General features: G+C 53.2%; 14 protein-coding genes. 12 read left to right on the forward strand and 2 right to left on the reverse strand.

The window, feature by feature from the left end; all coding sequences use genetic code 11:
• Positions 1-166: 166 nt before the first annotated feature.
• Positions 167-643 carry a nucleoside deaminase gene (locus EPD59_RS13550; RefSeq protein WP_133273254.1) on the forward strand — a complete coding sequence of 159 codons (477 nt, stop codon included), beginning with the start codon at positions 167-169 and terminating at the stop codon, positions 641-643.
• A gap of 57 nt (positions 644-700) precedes the next feature.
• On the opposite strand, the gene ffh is transcribed toward EPD59_RS13550, so the two are convergent.
• Positions 701-2,050: a signal recognition particle protein gene (gene ffh / locus EPD59_RS13555; RefSeq protein ID WP_133273255.1), complete on the reverse strand. Its 1,350-nt coding sequence runs from the start codon at positions 2,048-2,050 to the stop codon at positions 701-703.
• 145 nt (positions 2,051-2,195) lie between these two features.
• On the opposite strand from ffh, the gene EPD59_RS13560 reads away from it, so the two are divergent.
• The gene (locus EPD59_RS13560) at positions 2,196-3,524 is read left to right on the forward strand and encodes a glycosyltransferase family 4 protein (protein WP_240731402.1); all 1,329 of its coding nucleotides are present in this window, start codon (positions 2,196-2,198) and stop codon (positions 3,522-3,524) included.
• A gap of 5 nt (positions 3,525-3,529) precedes the next feature.
• Here the strand turns inward: EPD59_RS13560 and EPD59_RS13565 are convergent, their stop codons facing one another.
• Entirely contained in the window at positions 3,530-5,404 is a 1,875-nt protein-coding gene (locus EPD59_RS13565) for a hypothetical protein (protein WP_133273256.1), read from the reverse strand.
• A gap of 154 nt (positions 5,405-5,558) precedes the next feature.
• Here EPD59_RS13565 and pseB point away from each other — a divergent pair, with 154 nt between their 5' ends.
• The 10 genes from pseB (at position 5,559) to EPD59_RS13615 (ending at position 17,543) form a co-directional block, all read left to right on the forward strand.
• Entirely contained in the window at positions 5,559-6,578 is a 1,020-nt protein-coding gene (gene pseB, locus EPD59_RS13570) for a UDP-N-acetylglucosamine 4,6-dehydratase (inverting) (RefSeq protein ID WP_133273257.1), read from the forward strand.
• A gap of 144 nt (positions 6,579-6,722) precedes the next feature.
• Complete coding sequence (gene pseC / locus EPD59_RS13575) at positions 6,723-7,904, forward strand: UDP-4-amino-4,6-dideoxy-N-acetyl-beta-L-altrosamine transaminase (RefSeq protein ID WP_133273258.1); 1,182 nt, start codon at positions 6,723-6,725, stop codon at positions 7,902-7,904.
• Positions 7,904-8,788 (forward strand): aldo/keto reductase, encoded by an 885-nt coding sequence (locus EPD59_RS13580; RefSeq protein WP_133273259.1) that lies wholly within the window; start codon positions 7,904-7,906, stop codon positions 8,786-8,788. The genes pseC and EPD59_RS13580 overlap by 1 nt, the downstream gene beginning before the upstream one ends.
• Complete coding sequence (locus EPD59_RS13585; RefSeq protein ID WP_133273260.1) at positions 8,773-9,576, forward strand: SDR family oxidoreductase; 804 nt, start codon at positions 8,773-8,775, stop codon at positions 9,574-9,576. Before EPD59_RS13580 ends, EPD59_RS13585 begins: the two co-directional genes overlap by 16 nt.
• 44 nt (positions 9,577-9,620) lie before the next feature.
• Positions 9,621-10,319, forward strand: coding sequence for a cytidylyltransferase domain-containing protein (locus tag EPD59_RS13590; RefSeq protein WP_165963594.1), 699 nt, complete (start codon positions 9,621-9,623; stop codon positions 10,317-10,319).
• Positions 10,316-11,806, forward strand: a complete 1,491-nt coding sequence (gene pseG, locus EPD59_RS13595) for a UDP-2,4-diacetamido-2,4,6-trideoxy-beta-L-altropyranose hydrolase (protein ID WP_165963595.1) — start codon at positions 10,316-10,318, stop codon at positions 11,804-11,806. Before EPD59_RS13590 ends, pseG begins: the two co-directional genes overlap by 4 nt.
• Positions 11,807-11,906: 100 nt before the next feature.
• A complete protein-coding gene (gene pseI / locus EPD59_RS13600) occupies positions 11,907-12,941 on the forward strand; it encodes a pseudaminic acid synthase (RefSeq protein WP_133273263.1) in 1,035 nt (344 codons plus the stop codon).
• Positions 12,942-12,950: 9 nt separating this feature from the next.
• Positions 12,951-14,246 carry a glycosyltransferase family protein gene (locus EPD59_RS13605; RefSeq protein ID WP_240731403.1) on the forward strand — a complete coding sequence of 432 codons (1,296 nt, stop codon included), beginning with the start codon at positions 12,951-12,953 and terminating at the stop codon, positions 14,244-14,246.
• 207 nt (positions 14,247-14,453) lie between these two features.
• A complete protein-coding gene (locus EPD59_RS13610; RefSeq protein WP_240731404.1) occupies positions 14,454-16,091 on the forward strand; it encodes a LamG-like jellyroll fold domain-containing protein in 1,638 nt (545 codons plus the stop codon).
• A 186-nt stretch (positions 16,092-16,277) separates the two neighbouring features.
• Positions 16,278-17,543 carry a DUF7033 domain-containing protein gene (locus tag EPD59_RS13615; RefSeq protein WP_133273265.1) on the forward strand — a complete coding sequence of 422 codons (1,266 nt, stop codon included), beginning with the start codon at positions 16,278-16,280 and terminating at the stop codon, positions 17,541-17,543.
• Positions 17,544-17,557: the final 14 nt, after the last annotated feature.

Below are 17,557 nucleotides of genomic sequence, written 5' to 3' on the forward strand. Positions count from 1 at the left end.
TGCCTTTATTTTTCGATTATCTAACGTAATTGCCATTAGTAACCAACCGCTTATCTAAAAGCAGGTAGTTGATTTAAGCTGTATTTCCTCAATACACTGTAACTTCATCACTGGGGGGCTTTTTTGGCCTTCTCACATCGGTTTCTCTCCTCCCCCTCTTCATATTATGGAAGCTCCCCGCGAAGAATTTATGCGCGAAGCCATTCGCCTATCGGTTGAAAAAATGCAGGCTGGTTACGGCGGTCCTTTTGGGGCAGTGGTCGTGAAGGATGGCCAGATCATCGCGCGCGGCTTCAATCAGGTTACCAGTACCAACGACCCCACCTGCCACGCCGAGGTAGATGCCATTCGGAAAGCTTGTGTGGCCCTAGGCAGCTTTCAGCTGCAGGATTGCGACCTATACACGAGCTGCGAACCCTGCCCTATGTGTCTAGGGGCCATTTATTGGGCGCGTCCGCGCCGTGTATTCTATGGTAACACCAAGCAGGATGCCGCCGCTATCGGTTTCGACGACCAATTTATTTACGACGAAATAGAGAAGCCGCTGAGCGAGCGACAAATACCGATGCAGGAATTCCTAGGGGCTGAAGCTAAAGAAGGTTTTACAGCTTGGACAGAGCATGAAGCACGAACGGAATACTAAAGCATAAAAAAGCCCCCAGAAATTATCTGGGGGGCTTTTTTACAAAATTCAGGTAGCTTATTTCATGCCGCCGCGCATGCCCATCATTTTGGCCATTTGCTGCATGCCACCTTTTGTGCTACCCATTTTATTCATGGTACGCATCACTTTACGCATGTCTTCGAATTGCTTCATCAGGTTGTTCACCTGCTGAATATCAGTGCCGCTACCTTTGGCTAAGCGGCGGCGGCGCGAGCCGTTCAATAGCTCAGGCTGGGCGCGCTCCTTGGGCGTCATGCTTTTGATAATGGACTCGATAGGCTTAAACGCATCGTCGTCAATATCAACATCTTTGATGGCCTTGCTCATGCCTGGAATCATCCCCACCAAGTCCTTCAGGTTGCCCATCTTCTTGATCTGCTCTAGCTGCGAGAGGAAGTCGTCGAAGTTGAACTGATTCTTGCGGATTTTCTGGTTGATGCGCTTGGCTTCGTCCTCATCGAACTGCTGCTGTGCGCGTTCTACCAGCGAAATCACGTCGCCCATGCCCAAAATGCGCTGGGCCATCCGGTCGGGGTAGAACATATCCAGCGCCTCCATCTTCTCACCCGTCGAGATGAATTTGATGGGTTTCTCAACTACGGCCCGGATAGAAAGCGCGGCACCACCGCGCGAGTCACCATCAAGCTTGGTGAGCACCACGCCATCGAAGTTGAGGCGGTCGTTGAAGGTTTTGGCCGTGTTTACTGCGTCCTGACCCGTCATGGAGTCAACCACAAACAGCGTTTCAGAAGGGTTGATGGCCTTTTTAACCTGCTCAATTTCACGCATCATCTGCTCATCCACGGCCAAGCGGCCAGCGGTGTCGATGATGACTACTTTCTTGTTATTTTTCTTGGCGTAAGCAATGCCGTTCTGCGAAATCTCAACCGGATTCTTATTGTCCGGCTCCGAGTACACCTCCACTCCTACTTGCTCGCCCAGCACTTTCAGCTGGTCGATAGCGGCCGGACGATACACGTCGCAGGCTACGAGCAGGACGGTGCGGTTTTGCTTTTTGATGAACATGGCAAGCTTACCGGCGAAGGTAGTTTTACCCGAACCCTGCAAGCCCGACAGCAAAATCACGGCCGGGTCGCCTTTGAGCACTACATCCTCTTTTTCGCCGCCCATGAGCAGCGTTAGCTCATCGTACACGATTTTGGTCATGAGCTGGCCCGGCGAAACGGCCGTAAGCACGTCGCGGCCCATGGCCTCGTCCTTTATTTTGTCGGTGACTTCCTTGGCCACCTTGTAGTTCACGTCGGCATCAACTAGTGCTCGGCGAATTTCCTTGATAGTCGCGGCAACGTTGATTTCGGTGATGCTACCCTGACCTTTCAGGGTTTTGAAGGCCCGATCGAGCTTGGTAGAGAGATTATCGAACATCTTGTGATGTAGTGATGTGTAAGGTGCTAGTATGCCGAACTGCCTGATTAAGAGGCCTGAGGCAATACAATGGGTCGCAGCGGCAAGTTCGCTTCCCCAAAATTAACCCAAAAAACCCTGAAAGCCCACGGCTACGTACCTTCGCGTGCTCAAACCTGCTGTAAAAATGCCCCCCAAGCCCCTGCGTCTGCTTGTTATTACGTATTACTGGCCCCCATCCGGCGGGGCGGGCGTGCAGCGAAGCTTGAAATTTGTGAAGCACCTGCCAAGCTTTGGCGTGGAGCCAACGGTGATTACCGTGGATGCGTCGCAGGGAGCTTATCCGGTAATTGATGAGTCGCTGGCGGCGGAAGTGCCGGATAGCGTGCGTGTGTTTCGCACGAATACAAGCGAGCCATTTGACTCCTATAAAAAGCTCACGGGCCGCAAACAGATTCCGCACGGCGGCTTTGCCAACGAAAGCAAAAGCAGCTTGCAACAGCAGGTTTTCAAGTTTCTACGGGGCAACCTATTTATTCCTGATCCGCGCCGAGGCTGGAATCAACACGTTCTGCGGCAGTGCGCTGAGCTAATTGCCCCAGGCCACACTTTCGACGCGGTGCTGACTAGTAGTCCACCGCACTCTACGCAGCTTATTGGTCTGGAGCTAAAAAAGCGCTATGGTCTGCGTTGGATAGCCGATATGCGCGACCCTTGGACAGATATTTATTACTATAAAGAGCTCAACCACACCCCGCCCGCGCGTTGGCTCGACGCTTGGTACGAACGCCGAGTGCTGGAGCAAGCCGATGAAGTGCTAGTCACGAGTCCCGATACCAAGCGCCTGTTTTTAGGGAAGTCGCCGCGCCTCACGGCCAGCAAATTTCACGTGCTGCCCAACGGCTACGATGAAAGTGATTTTCGGGAGCCTAGCTCTCCACCCACTGATTGTCTGCTTATTACCCACACGGGCACTATCTCCGAGACGTATCATATTGAACTGTTTCTGGCGGCCTGCGCCACCTGTACCACGCGCCATCCGGATGTACCGCTTAAGCTGCGCTTTGTGGGCACCGTATCGGCGGGCGTGCAGGAGCAGATCCGAGAGGTAGGCTTAGGCAAACACACGGAATTTGTCCCCTTCGTGCCACACGACGAGTCGGTGAGCTACTTGCTGCGGTCCACGGCGCTGCTCATGGCTATTCCGGATGTAGCGCACAACTTCGGCATTCTACCAGGCAAAGTATTTGAGTATCTGGCTTCTAACAAACCTATTATCTGCATTGGCCCCGTAGGTTCCGATGCCGATAATTTGCTGGAGGAATGCGGGGCCGGCCGCGCACTGCCCTACGATACTTATAGCGGTATGCTCGACCATTTGGACGGTCTGTTTGCGGCCTGGCGAATCAATTCTAACCTTGATTTGCCTGCTATCAATCACGCGCAGTATTCGCGGCGGGCGCTTACGCAAAAGCTGGCTAAGCTGATTAAATAGGCTTTTTACTTCTGCAGCTTCTCCCAAGCATTGCGCAGCTTACTAGGCAAGTGGCTAGCTACTTGTGCCCGCAAATCGGTCCAGGCAGAGCGGGGCAGCTGGCGGCCGTGCCAGGCACCGAGAGCTTCGGCCAAACGCTGGGCGAGCGTGCGGTAATGTGCGCGCTGGTAATGGCGCAGATTATTGGTGACATCTGCCGGCGTGCGAATGAAATCGCGCACATCAATGATAAAGCAATTATCAGCGCTGGCGACGAACTCAGCCAACGCTTGGTTCATTTGCGCGTGACGCTGCGCGGCGCCCGTTTCGGCGGAGCCGGGAACTTCTATTTCAGCCCCGTTGAGGAAGAAAATAGGAATAGCCGCCGGCAGCTGGCTCCGTAGCCAGCGCAGATTTGCTTGAAAGTCAGCGGGCGAAATTTGCCCCCCAAACTCGAATTCCGATTTGAACAGACGCAGAAAATCCTCGTTCATCCCCCGGAAGCGGCGTTGCACATACTTGGCCGCCAACGTAGCTGCATCAGTAGCCAAGAGATTCTGGTAGCCGCCGAAAGGAATAACAATGTCCGTTGCCTTTTCGCGGTACAGTTCCTGGGTGTAGTCCATAAGCGGGCTATACACTAAGGCGTCAACTTCGGCCGTCCACAAGTTAGTAGAGAAGGCTTCTTCTCCCAGAAAAGGCAGCTTACTTGCTAGGCGCTGCTGCTCGCTGGGGGGCAATTCACGCGTCAGGCGGAGCAGAGACGTATGCTCCACATGCACCGGGATTTGGTGCTCATTTACGTAATTAAACTCCTCTTGTACGTCGATGGCAAAGGCCTGCAAGAAGGGCGTCAGCTGCCCTAAATCACAGCCGCCTTTGAGCAATACCCGCAGTTTGGGGCGGTTTTTATCTGGAATTTGCTCCCCAGCAGCCTTGCCTTCGCTGCCGACGCCCGCAGAAGTTGGGGTTGACCCCGTATCCTTCTCAGCACCCGGTAAATCCAGCGTAATCCAGTCGGGCTTATCCGTCCCGTTCAACTCCGTGGCCACTTCGCCCTGCACTCCCAACGCCGGAAAACCGAGCCAGGCATAGGTGAACTGCTCAACGCCCAGATGCAGGATACGGCAGGAAAACACCAGTTGCTCCAATCGGTTTTCCGACAAATTCAGGCAGTACACGCCCACCAGACCATAGTCGCCGAACCGGTCGCGCACCCGTACGGTGCCCCAACGTAGCGCAGCGTCCGTGAAGCTGGCTCCTAGCTCATCTTTAGCGACTCGCTTCTTCGTGAAATTGAGTTGGTTGGAGCGGTTAATCAATTCTTCCACCCGGGTCAGATCAGCCTGCACGGCAGCTCCTTCCCGAAACTCAATGCGCACCTGCGAATCGCGTAGAAACTCCAGATTGTCCTGGTAAGCGGCGCGAGCCTGCTGCTGGCGCTCCAGCAGTTTGTACTGCTCCAGGCGCGTCAGGCCAGGGTCGGGTTTGCCGCTGAGCAGCAGTTGGGGGGCAAATATTGGCAAGTCGACTGGGTCGGCCACCTGAAGCTGAGGATTATAATACTGCGCCTCCGCCCGATTAATAGGATTATCGTCCAGAAACAGCGCGTTCGGGGCCCGCAGCTGCATTTGAGCCAGTAGCTCCTTAATAATAGGCCCTTTCGGCTGCCAGCTTATTTGGGGGAAAACGAATAAGTCACGAATACCCAACTCCACCAGTTTGGCTTCGGCGGCGGCAAAATCGTTTTTGGAAACGATGGTGTGCACAATGCCACGGGCCGCGGTAGCGCGCACTAGTTCCAAGTTATCGGCAATGGCTTCTACGGCTCCTTCCGAAAGCGTACCGCGCCAAAAAGTATCATCCAGATCCCAGATAATGAGCTTGATAGGTTCGGACATGAAGAGACGCAGTAAAATAAAAGATGGGCATGCGCCGAATACTCGGCATGACCAATAACCAACAACAGTGCAAAAGTACGTAACCCCGGCGCGGATTGCCTACTTTTGCCCCCCAGCGTCTTTTTCCGGATGGCTGACCTCTCTTTGTCTTTCTATGGCACTTGATTTAAATAACAAATCCATCCTGGTTACTGGTGGTACGGGCTCTTTCGGTAAGCAGTTCGTGCATACTGTGTTCGAGAAATTTCCGCACGTAAAACGCCTGGTTATTTACTCGCGCGACGAGTTGAAGCAGTACGAAATGTCGCAGATATTTCCGCACTCCAAGTACCCCGCTATTCGCTATTTCATTGGTGATGTGCGTGATGCCGAGCGCCTGAAGCGGGCCTGCGAAGGCATTGATGTATTGGTGCACGCTGCCGCACTCAAGCAGGTACCCGCTGCTGAGTACAACCCGATGGAGTGCATCAAAACCAACATCTTCGGGGCCGAAAACGTCATTAATGCCGCCCTTGACTGCGGCGTGAAAGAAGTGGTGGCCCTCAGCACCGACAAAGCCGCGGCTCCTATTAATCTTTATGGCGCCACCAAGCTCTGCTCCGATAAACTGTTCGTAGCCGCCAACAACATGAAAGGCAAGCGCGATTTGCGCTTTTCCGTCGTGCGCTACGGCAACGTAATTGGCTCCCGAGGCTCAGTAGTGCCGTTTTTTCTGCAACAGCGCGAAACCGGCGTCCTGCCCATCACCCACCCCGATATGACGCGCTTCAACATCTCGTTGGAAGAAGGCGTCGATCTGGTGCTGTACGCCTTGGAGCACGCCTGGGGAGGTGAAATTTTTGTCCCCAAAATCCCAAGCTACAAAATCACGGAAGTAGCTGAAGCCATCGGCCCCAATTGTAAGCACGAGGTAGTCGGCATCCGTCCCGGCGAGAAGCTGCACGAAGCGATGATCACTGAAACCGACGCGCTGAGCACGGTGGAATTGGAACGTTACTACGTTATTCTGCCCTACACGCCGCAGTGGGACGTGGAAGAATTCATACGGCACTTCAAAGGGAGCCGCGTTCCCGACGGCTTCTATTACGACTCAGCCAATAACGACCATTGGTTGAATGCGGAGCAAATCCGGGAGGAAATTCGCCTGCACGTCGATCCAACGTTCACGGCGTAGCAAACCCAACCGATACTTCACAAGAATGTCGCTCTGCACTAAGAGCGGCATTTTTTGTTTTACGCTATAAGCTTTCTTAACCCTAATCCTTGTACAGATCCGGTTACTACGCCAAGCGCCCCGGCTGTGTATATTTACCAGACTATGATCAACGCCACTGTCACCTTTCAGCCTACGCGTCCTATTCCCTATGGTCGCCAGCACATTACGCAAGAAGATATACAAGCTGTTACGGATACACTCCAGTCCGATTTCCTGACACAAGGCCCGAAGGTGGCGGAGTTTGAGGAGAAATTTGCGGCTTACATCGGGGCTAGGTATGCCGTGGCCGTGAGTAATGGTACGGCGGCTTTGCACCTGTGCACCCTGGCTCTAGGCGTACAGCCTGGTCAGCGCGTCATTACCACGCCCATCACGTTTGCCGCTTCCGCCAACTGCGTGCTTTATTGCGGCGGCGAAGTTCATTTTGCTGATATCGACCCCGCCACCGCGCTCATCGACTTGCAGCAGGTACGGCGGTTGCTGGAAAGTCATCCGAAAGGGCATTTTCATGGTCTGATTCCTGTCGACTTTGCGGGTTTGCCTGTGAATATGGAGGAAGCGCGGGCGCTGGCTGATGAGTTTGGGCTATGGCTGATTGAAGATGCCTGTCACGCGCCGGGGGGCTTTTTTGTCGACTCAACGGGCCAGGAGCAGCGGTGCGGCAACGGGGCATTTGCTGATCTGGCCATTTTCAGCTTCCATCCCGTCAAGCACATTGCCACCGGCGAGGGCGGCATGATAACAACCAATAATCCAGCGCTCTACGAAAAGCTGCTGATGCTCCGCACGCACGGCATCACCAAGAACCCGGCGCATCTTCTCCAAAACCCTGGCGGCTGGTACTACGAGATGCAAACCTTGGGCTACAACTACCGCATGCCCGATATGCTTACGGCCTTGGGCATCAGCCAACTCCAACGGGCTGATGCCGGACTTGCCCGACGACGCGCGCTTGCTGCTCGCTATGATGCAGCCTTTGCCGAAATGCTTCCCTTACGCACACTATCTGCCACGGATGGCCACGCCTTTCATCTCTACATTATTCAGATTGAGGATCGTAAGGGCTTATATGATTTTCTGCGTGAGCGCCAGATTTTTGCCCAGGTGCATTACATTCCGGTACATACAATGCCTTACTATCAGGAAATGGGCTGGAGGCCGGGTGATTTTCCCCAGGCAGAAGCCTATTATGCACACTGTCTGAGCCTGCCAATGTTCCCGGATCTGACTGACGAGGAGCAACAGTATGTAATTGACTGTGTGCGGGAGTTTATAAATGGATAATGATAGACGTTCCATTTGTACAACGACTAGCACTTGGCACAGCACAGTTTGGCCTTGCCTACGGCATTAATAATAACGTTGGAAAGCCTGCTTCAGCCATCGTAGCTGAGATTTTACTTGAAGCAGCTAATGCTGGGATTACGACGCTTGATACAGCGGCTGCTTACGGCGACAGCGAAACTGTGATAGGTACCGAATTAGCTGCTCATGCATTGACATTCGAACTCATTACCAAAGTAGGTGCCGCTCCTCGACCTAATGTGACTCGACAAATTGACGACTCACTAGCTCGTTTGCGTCAATCTACTATCCATGGGGTGCTATTCCATAGCTTTACGGCCTTGCAGCAGCATCCTGATGCCTATGATGCCCTATTGGATGCAAGAGCCTCTGGACGTATTAAATGTGTGGGAGTTTCGCTTTATCATCCTTGGGAGGCCGAGTGGTTGCTGGAGAAGGGTTGGCCACTAGACATAGTGCAGGTACCATTTAATGCGTTAGATCAACGATTTGCTCCTCTGATGCCTGAACTAGCCCGTCAAGGAATTCAAGTGCATGCACGTTCTGCTTTTTTACAGGGCCTACTTCTGCGGCAGCCTGCCACAGTGCCCCCATTTTTTGAACCCTTAAGGCCTAAGCTTGAATTATTACATCGTATCGCAAACGAGATTCAAGTTCCATTAGCGGCAGCGCTCTTATTATTTGCAGCCTATACACCAGGAGTAGCACGGGTGGTTATTGGTGTGGATTCCAGAGTTAATTTGCGCGAAAATCTTGCAGCCGCTCAGTATGTATATGCAGTAAAAACGCTGTATGCTGCCTTCCAGCCTTTAGCTGAGAACTCAGATTCTTTCATTTTACCTTATACATGGCCACCCCGCTAACAACCAAAAAATCGCTGTTTTCCCTTGAGGATAAAGTCGTTCTTATAACAGGTGGCTATGGGCACTTGGGACGCGCGATTGTGGCAGGACTGCTAGATCAGGGTGCGACAGTAGTTGTTTTAGGCCGTGAAGAGGCTTCCTTTAATGCAGCATTCGCAGAGCTTGAGGATAACTCAAAAGCCCACTTTATTCCATGTGATGTAGCTTCAACACATTCTGTAAAGGCGGCTTTCAGGCATAGCAGTGCTACTGTCGGACTACCGTCAGTACTCATCAATAACGCATTTTACAGCCGTGGCAATCAGCCTGAAAGTTTGACTGATGAAGAATTTGCTTTTGGATTAGATGGCTCGCTAGGTAGCACCTACCGCTGCATTCAAGCTATTATTCCTTTTTTTCGTGAGAGTGGGGCTGGCAAAATCATCAATGTGGCCTCCATGTACGGCATAGTTGCTCCAGATTTTGGTGCCTATACAAGTACCCCGCAATTCACAAATCCTCCTCACTATGGCGCTGCCAAAGCAGGGGTAATCCAACTCACGCGGTATTTTGCCTCGTATTTGGGTAAAGAAAATATTCAAGTTAACTGTGTAACGCCGGGTGCCTTTCCAAGCCAGCCGGTACAAGCACATGAAGCGTTTGTAGCGGAGTTGACACAGCGTATTCCTTTAGGCCGAATTGGTCAACCGGAGGACCTTCAAGGGGCTTTTGTATTTCTAAGTTCTCAGGCTTCTAATTTCGTTACCGGACACAATCTGGTAGTAGACGGCGGATGGACGATACGCTAGTTTTGCCCCCCAAGCCCCGCGTCGGAGCTATTATTCAAGCTCGTATGAGCTCAACCCGGCTGCCGGGTAAAGCGTTGCTCGCATTGCCTCTCCATATTCCTGAAACAACGGTTTTGCACCATGTTATTCATCGTGCGCGGCAAGCATCCGCAGTTCATCAGGTCATTGTAGCTACTTCTACCCAACCTTCTGACGATTTGCTAGCAAAGCTGGCGACGGAGGCAGGTACTACCGTTTTTCGTGGTGATGAGCAGGATGTGCTTAGCCGTTTTTACCAAGCTGCGGAGCTACACAAAGTAGACGTAGTGATACGCCTTACCGGTGATAATCCAGCAATTGATCCTGCCTACATAGATGTAGCAATAGCCCACCATTTTGCAGAACAGGCTGATTACACGTTGACTACGGGCTTGCCGCTAGGAACAAACTTGGAAGTTATTAGCACACCAGCTTTAGGGCGCGCGCATGAGCAAGCTACACGGCCAGAAGAGCGCGAACATGTGACACCTTATTTGCGTCGCAACCCTGGGGGGCTTTTTCGTATCCAAACGGTGCCATTCGTTTTACCCGGCTTAGTTCAAAACCTGCGTCTGACCTTGGATTACCCCAGCGATTATGCATTGCTGCATCTACTCTTTTCGCATCTGCCTACCAACTTCGGTTTAAGTGAAGTGGAGGAATTAGTAGTAAAATATCCATGGCTTACGCAGATAAATCACGAAAACGAGCAGCTAAAACCATGACCACCAGTCCCACCTTTCCCCGCCTCGTGCTTCGTGCCGATGGAAATCCGCGTATAGGGCTGGGCCATGTGATGCGCCTGTTGGCTTTGGCCGATATCTTGCGCGACCAGTTCGGGTGCGTATTCGTTATTCAGGAGCCTGACCATGTGCTTCTCAGCCAGCTTCAAGAGTCCTGTTCGGAAGTCGTAGAAATGCCGCCGCAGCCAGCGGGCGGTGAGCCGGCGTGGCTGGCACACCACATATTGCGCCCCACCGACATCCTTGTACTCGATGGCTACGGATTTGAATTCAGCTACCAGGAGGCCGTGCGCCCTTACGTAGCTAAGCTGGTTTGCCTGGATGATTTGCACGCCTTCCCCTTTGCCGCCGACGTGGTGCTGAACCCTGCGGGGGGCATTTCTGAAGCCAATTACGACTTGCGGCGCCCACGGGCCCGACTGCTGAGCGGCCCAAAATATGCGCCGTTGCGGGCTGCATTCCGCTCCAATTCCGCTTCCCGTCCAGTTGCTTCGCCCTCATCGGTGCTGGTTTGTCTGGGCGGGGCCGACCCTACCCACCAGACGCAGCGCGTGGCGGCCACCCTGCTCACGCTACCTGTCGTTGAGCAGGTGCAGATCGTAGTAGGCAGTGCTTATACCGGTTGGGAATCGTTGAGTCAGTGGGCGGAACACGAAGCCAAAGTTACGCTGCACCGAAATTTGCCCCCCGACGCTTTAGCTGAGCTTATGCAAAGTTGTGGGGCAGCGGTGTGTTCACCCAGCACTATCAGCTACGAGTATTGCGCGGCTGGTGGCGGCTTGCTTTTCCTGTTGCCTACCGCCGCTAATCAGCATGATCTACACGAATTTTTGCGGTCGGCAGGCATGGCCCTACTGTACCCCAGCGCCGCCAATGTACTGACTTCCCCAGAGGTGCTGCGCATTGCAGAGCAGCTACGAGCAGCTCAGAATCAGTATTTCGACGGCCACGCCCCAGCGCGTTTACGGCAGGCATTCAATGCCTTATGCCTACCCGATGCACCTTTTAATCTACGCCTAGTCACCGCTGCCGACTCTGATCTACTGCTGGCTTGGACAAACGAGCCAACCGTTCGGCAGGCCTCTTTCAACCCACAGCCTGTTCCCGCTGAGTTTCACGAGCGGTGGCTAAATGCCCGTCTTACTGATCCCTATGCCCTGCTGCTTTTGGCCGAAGAGGAGTCCACGGGCGCGCCCATTGGGCTCATTCGCTTTAGTATTGCGCACGATGAAGCCACTTTGAGTTACCTGCTCGACCCTAGGTATCGGGGGCGTGGCTGGGCGGCCCCGCTGCTGGCGCTGGGCACAGCGCATCTGGCTCAAAGTTATCCGCAGGTACGACGAATAGTGGGGCATGTGCAGCGCCGAAACCAAGCTTCATTGCGCGCATTTGAGCGCGCTGGCTACACGCTGCTACCCACCCCATTATCCGGCGAGCCCGATTCGGTTACCTTTGTGTGGCTTCTTTAGGGGGCAAATTTTTAGTCTTAAAAGTCGCTCATCCTTGGCTGGCTTCAGCAGCGCACCGGCTGACAGAAGAATTGAGTAGCAGCGCCTAACCTCTTTATCTATGCATATCGGCTCCCGCCCTATCGGCCCCGACCAACCGCCTTTTGTTATTGCTGAGCTTAGTGGCAACCATAACCAGTCGTTGGAGCGTGCCTTTGCCATTATTGATGCAGTAGCAGCGGCCGGCGCACATGCCATCAAGCTCCAAACCTATACTGCCGATACCATGACGCTGCCCGGCGCCTACCGCATCGACGACCCGAACTCGTTGTGGTTTGGCCGGGAGTTGCACGAGTTGTATCAGGAAGCTTACACACCCTGGGAATGGCACCAGCCATTATTTGAGCGCGCGAAATCGCTGGGGATGCTAGCCTTTAGCTCGCCCTTCGACGAAACAGCCGTCGATTTTCTGGAATCGCTCGACGTGCCCGCCTACAAGATTGCATCCTTCGAAAATACGGATTGGCCCCTGCTGCGGCGCGTAGCCGCCACCGGCAAGCCCGTCATTATGAGCACTGGTGCCAGCACTTTAGCCGAAGTAGCGGAGGCGGTGGATGTACTCCGCCAAGCCGGTTGTCAGGAGTTGGTCTTACTAAAATGCACCAGCACTTACCCCGCCACGCCCCAAAACACCAATCTGCGCACCATCCCGCATCTGACCCAGCTTTTCCCAGAATGCCCCATAGGCCTCTCCGATCATACCATGGGCGTGGGTGCTGCAGTAGCGGCCGTGGCGCTGGGTGCCTGCGTTATTGAGAAGCACGTAACCCTCCGCCGCGCCGACGGTGGTGTCGATTCGGCTTTTTCTCTGGAACCCGAGGAGGTAGCTGCTTTGGTCACCGAAACGGAGCGGGCTTGGCAGGCATTGGGCCAGATTCAGTATGGAGTGCAGCGGGCCGAGGAGAAAAGTCGTCTGTACAAACGCTCCTTATATGTGGCTCAGGATATACGAGCGGGAGACCTATTTACGAAAGAAAACCTGCGGGTAGTACGCCCCGGCGACGGCCTGGCGCCGCGCTACTATGAGCCCTTGCTGGGTAAGCCGGCCCGCCAGAACTTGCGAGCAGGCACACCGCTCACCTGGGAAGCACTGTAACCCAACATCATGTCGTATCTGGCTCAGCTCGTTGCCCGCACCCGCGACATTTTGCAACTGCGCTTCACCGATTTGTTTGCCCAATTGCCTCCCACAATGTTGGGGGGCATTTCGCCACCCAATCCGGTAAAGCGACTCATAAAAGTGTTGGGTTACGCGGGTGTTCGGCTGGTGGGAAACGCTCTGAAGCCCGTGCACAATGCCGAGAATCTGCGGGGGGCAATTTGGCTGTATGTCGTAAGTCAGAACAACTACGAAGCCCTAGAATTTATTCGCACAGGCTTACCAAACAGCGTATTTGTTGCTGGTCAGAGCAAACAAATCGGGCGGTATAATAGCCACGTAAACCGGCTTTCTCTCCGCCGCAAACTGCTATATTACTGGCAATTCCCATTGGTACTAACCGGGCTTTGGCGCACAGAAGGAAGCCGGGCGCTACGCTTTTTCGATTTGATTTTTAACGCCATCGGCTACTATGAAGTGTATGTGCGGGCGTTGCGTCATTACAAACCCAAAGCCATCATCTTCGCCAATGACCACAACGACGACGCCCGCGCACTACTACTCGCCGCTCGCACCTGCCGGATACCCACTGCTTATGTACAACACGCCAGCGTAAGCACCTACTTTCCACCGCTGAGCTTCGATCTAAGCCTTCTGGAAGGTCAGGATGCCTTGGATAAATACCGGCAATGCGGCCCAGTTCAGGGCCGCGTAGAGCTAGTAGGTATGCCCAAAGCTGATGCTTTTCTACGTCAGCGCAATACGGCTCCGGTAGTGCAACGCGTGGGTATTGCCGTCAATTTGCTGGATGACACGGAAGCAATACGAGCAACCGTAGCTGCTTTACTCCAAGCGTTTCCTAGAATCACATTCACCTTCCGCCCTCATCCCGGCGACACCCGTGATTTCGGTTTTTTACGGGAGTACCCGCAGCTGCTTTTTTCAAATGCGCGCCAGCAAAACGTGTTTGAATTTTTGCAGCAGCAAGACGCTCTTATCGCCGCCGACACTTCAACGCATTTAGAGGCTACACTCCTCAATTTGGCGAGTATATACTATCGCTTAGGCACCCACACTGTTGCCGATGACTACTATGGATATGTGGCGAATGGTCTGGTAGAAAGAGCGGCTACTCTACCGGAATTGGGTGAATTGTTGCGGCGCTATGAACAGCACAAGCCTGCTAACCTTTACCAACGGGCTGCTTACTATAATTCAACTTTGGGCACTCCCCATGAAGGCCACAGTAAAAATATTGCTTTAGATAAATTATTAGACTGGATAGCTAAACCGTACTTTTAGCCGTCTTTTCCTTAAAATATCTCTATGAGAAATTGTTTACTCAGAGTATCACTTCTTTCTGCTATCATACTTTTCGCATCCGGTCTATTTAGCATTAGCTTACAAGCTCAGACCTTAGCTGGATCAGGTAACAAGCTGAATTTTAATGGATTTAGCACATACATAAACTGTGGTACCAGTAACCGCGGCATTACTCAGCAAGTGAGTGTGGAGGCTTGGGTTCGCACCACCAGCAGTGGCTACCAGTGGGTAGCGGGGAAATACTCAAACTCACTAGTAGAGGAAAAAGGCTTTCACTTGTACACCAACAATGGTGCGGCCTATTTCAATGGGCGCACCAGTGTTGGTTTGTATATGTCCTCGGGAGCCTCACGCACGCGCGTTGACGATGGGCGTTGGCATCATTTAGCAGGAGTATGTAACATCAATTCCTGGCAAATCTATGTAGATGGAGTACTGGAAAACAGTGCCACCTATCCTTTCTCCCGAGCAGACCTGACTACAAGTTCAGCCCTAGCTATTGGCGAGTATATTGTACAGGCAGAAAACCTGTTTTTAGGCGACATTGACGAAATCCGGGTGTGGCGCACGGCCTTGACTGAAGACCAGATCCGGACCAATATGTGCCGCAAGATTTCGCCTGTACCTGCTGAGCTAGTGGCCTATTATAACTTCGATCAGACCTCCGGCACCATAGCGGTTGACAAAGGGAGTGTGCCTGTCAACGGTACGCTAAGCAACTTTACTGGCGCTGCACTCTGGCAACCATCCGGAGCCGCCATTGGAGATGCCAGCACCTTTGCTTACGGAACCGACTTGCGGACGACACGTCTCCGCATAAAAGCGACCAACGGCGACTCGGCCATCGTCAACAATATTAGAACCCAAACGGATGGCGTACAGCTGTATGTTGTAAATCAGGAGCCTTCCATTAAGCCTGCTGCAGGAACTAGTGCGGCTGTGTACTTTGGGGTGTTCAGTCGAGGACTTACTGGTGCCTATGATTTTCGGCTTCGTCCTGTGGGCGGTTTGGGTTGTTCAGGTCTCTCTGTGCGGCCTGCTAATGATGGTATTTGGTCAACTCTAACTACAACGACCTCAACTTCGACTTCAGTGCTTGCCACGCAGCAGACCTACCGAGCTGAGTATATGCAGACGGGAATTGTGCTTAACGTACCCGTAGTTGCTATTAGCGGCGACTCTGTAATATGCCTTAACAGCAATACGCAACTCACTGCCGCTGCCGCCGGAGCTCAATCCTACCGCTGGAGCAACGGTGCTACTACCCCCACTATTAGCGTATCACAACCGGGTATTTATACCGTAACAGCAACCTTTGCCGCCGGCTGCACCACTACGCGCAGTCGGCAGGTGGCATTGCGCGCATCCAGTCCAGTGCCTGCTTTTGCTTTGGGCCCTGATACTACCGTATGCGAGGGTACTCCTTTGCTATTGCGAGCGCCAGTAGGTAATGCGTATTCCTACTTATGGTCGGATGGCTCGACGGGCAGCACGCTTCTAGCCCGCCAGGGCGGCACGTATAGCGTAACAGTGCGTAGTGGTTGCAACACCCAAACAGCCAGCAGAACGCTGACCGCTCAACTCTGCGTGCCCAACATTATCACGCCTAACAAAGACGGTCGCAACGATGCCTTCGTAGTTGCTTCTTATACCGTAGGCGAATGGTCGTTGGCAATTTATAACCGTTGGGGCAAGGAAGTGTATCAAACAGAGCGTTACCTCAACGACTGGGGCACCAGTGCTGCGCCAGGCGTTTATTACTATATGCTGCGCCGCAGCAGCACCAACAGCGCCATTAAAGGGTGGCTGGAAGTGGTTCGCTAAAAAATGCCTAATGCAGTAGCCATCAGCTCCAACTCGTATTTTCGTGCTGATGCCTGCTTCTCCTTCTGCCCTTTTACCCCCATAGTCAGTCGAGCGCTTTCACAAGAAGTCAGGCTGGCTTATGTTCTGCATCACTTCAGGCAGGCCTATTTGGTAGTCCCGGAACTGACAATTGGCTACTCAGATATGCAGCCGCAGCTCGAAATAGCAGACCAAGCAGATGGCTTTTTTCAGCGGCAGCAACCATTTCCACCAGCACCAACCTGGCGCGAGTGGCAGGGTAAGCGTATTGCCTTCTTTTTCGATACTAAGCCAGAGCACCCACTGTTGGAGCTTCTGCCCGGCGGTCGGGCTATCATCCATGCCGATATAATTTCGGCCGCCTTTTATCTGCTCAGCGGCTGGCAGGAGTATTTTTCTGAGGAGCGCGACCAGCACGGACGGTTTCCCTACGCAATCAGCGTCCAGCAGCAGTACGGATTTGTGGCGGTACCGGTAGTCAACTACTACTTCGATGTATTGCGCACAGCGGTAGAGTATATTACTGGCCAAAGGTTGCAGCTGCGCGGCTGGGGGTCAAATCAGGCACCATTCGCGACGTTTATAACCCACGACATCGATAACTGCCTCAGCGCCTGGAAGAGCGAGGGCAAAGCGGCCCTACATAAAGGGCAGTTGGCCTTATTCGGGCGCTTATTGTGGCGGCGGCTACGAGGGCAGGACGACTGGAATAACCTGGAAGAAGTGCAGGCCGAAACCGAGCGCTGGGGGGCAAAATCCACGTTCTTTTTTCTTGGTAATCCAGACCGCGCCGCCAACGGCATCCGCAATGCAGACTACGATCTGACCACGCCACACTTCCAAAAACGCATTCAACGCCTAGCTCAGAACGGTGCTGAAATAGCCGTGCATGGCAGCCTCGGGACGTCTCAAAATGCCCCCCAGCTCCGACAAGAGAAGGAAAAGCTCCCGGTAGCAGCACTGGGCAACCGTTTTCACTACCTCAGTTGGGAGCCGCGCCAGTCGCCGCACACTGTAGCAGCGGCCGGGTTTGCCTACGATTCTACGCTAGGATTTGCGGAGCATTATGGCTTTCGACATTCTTACTGCTTACCGTTTTATCCCTTCAATTTCGAGGTGGGCAAAGCGTTTGAATTTCTGGAAATCCCGCTCCATGTGATGGATGCCACCTTACATCATCCTAACTATCTGCAACTGGCCCCGCACGAAATTCTGCCGGCTCTGGTGCCCATGTTTCAGGAAATTGAGCGCTTTGGCGGGGTATGCACCGTGCTTTGGCACAACGAGAATTTTGCCCCCCAGAATCAAAAAAACGGGCCTCGGCAGTTCCAAGAACTAGTACACTACCTTCGCAGCCGCAACACAGCATTCGTAAATGGCGCGGATATTCTAGCCCATCTGAATTCTCCTACGGCGTCAGCATCAGCCTGACAATTAACTAAAAA

The organism is Hymenobacter radiodurans (assembly GCF_004355185.1).
Taxonomy (GTDB): Bacteria; Bacteroidota; Bacteroidia; order Cytophagales; family Hymenobacteraceae; genus Hymenobacter; species Hymenobacter radiodurans.

Bases quoted from the DNA above. Each gene is read 5' to 3' on its own strand.
- EPD59_RS13550 (WP_133273254.1), top strand. From the start codon at position 167: ATGGAAGCTCCCCGCGAAGAATTTATGCGCGAAGCCATTCGCCTATCG.
- ffh (WP_133273255.1), bottom strand. From the start codon at position 2,050: ATGTTCGATAATCTCTCTACCAAGCTCGATCGGGCCTTCAAAACCCTG.
- EPD59_RS13565 (WP_133273256.1), bottom strand. From the start codon at position 5,404: ATGTCCGAACCTATCAAGCTCATTATCTGGGATCTGGATGATACTTTT.
- pseB (WP_133273257.1), top strand. From the start codon at position 5,559: ATGGCACTTGATTTAAATAACAAATCCATCCTGGTTACTGGTGGTACG.
- pseC (WP_133273258.1), top strand. From the start codon at position 6,723: ATGATCAACGCCACTGTCACCTTTCAGCCTACGCGTCCTATTCCCTAT.
- EPD59_RS13580 (WP_133273259.1), top strand. From the start codon at position 7,904: ATGATAGACGTTCCATTTGTACAACGACTAGCACTTGGCACAGCACAG.
- EPD59_RS13585 (WP_133273260.1), top strand. From the start codon at position 8,773: ATGGCCACCCCGCTAACAACCAAAAAATCGCTGTTTTCCCTTGAGGAT.
- EPD59_RS13590 (WP_165963594.1), top strand. From the start codon at position 9,621: ATGAGCTCAACCCGGCTGCCGGGTAAAGCGTTGCTCGCATTGCCTCTC.
- pseG (WP_165963595.1), top strand. From the start codon at position 10,316: ATGACCACCAGTCCCACCTTTCCCCGCCTCGTGCTTCGTGCCGATGGA.
- pseI (WP_133273263.1), top strand. From the start codon at position 11,907: ATGCATATCGGCTCCCGCCCTATCGGCCCCGACCAACCGCCTTTTGTT.
- EPD59_RS13605 (WP_240731403.1), top strand. From the start codon at position 12,951: ATGTCGTATCTGGCTCAGCTCGTTGCCCGCACCCGCGACATTTTGCAA.
- EPD59_RS13615 (WP_133273265.1), top strand. From the start codon at position 16,278: ATGCAGCCGCAGCTCGAAATAGCAGACCAAGCAGATGGCTTTTTTCAG.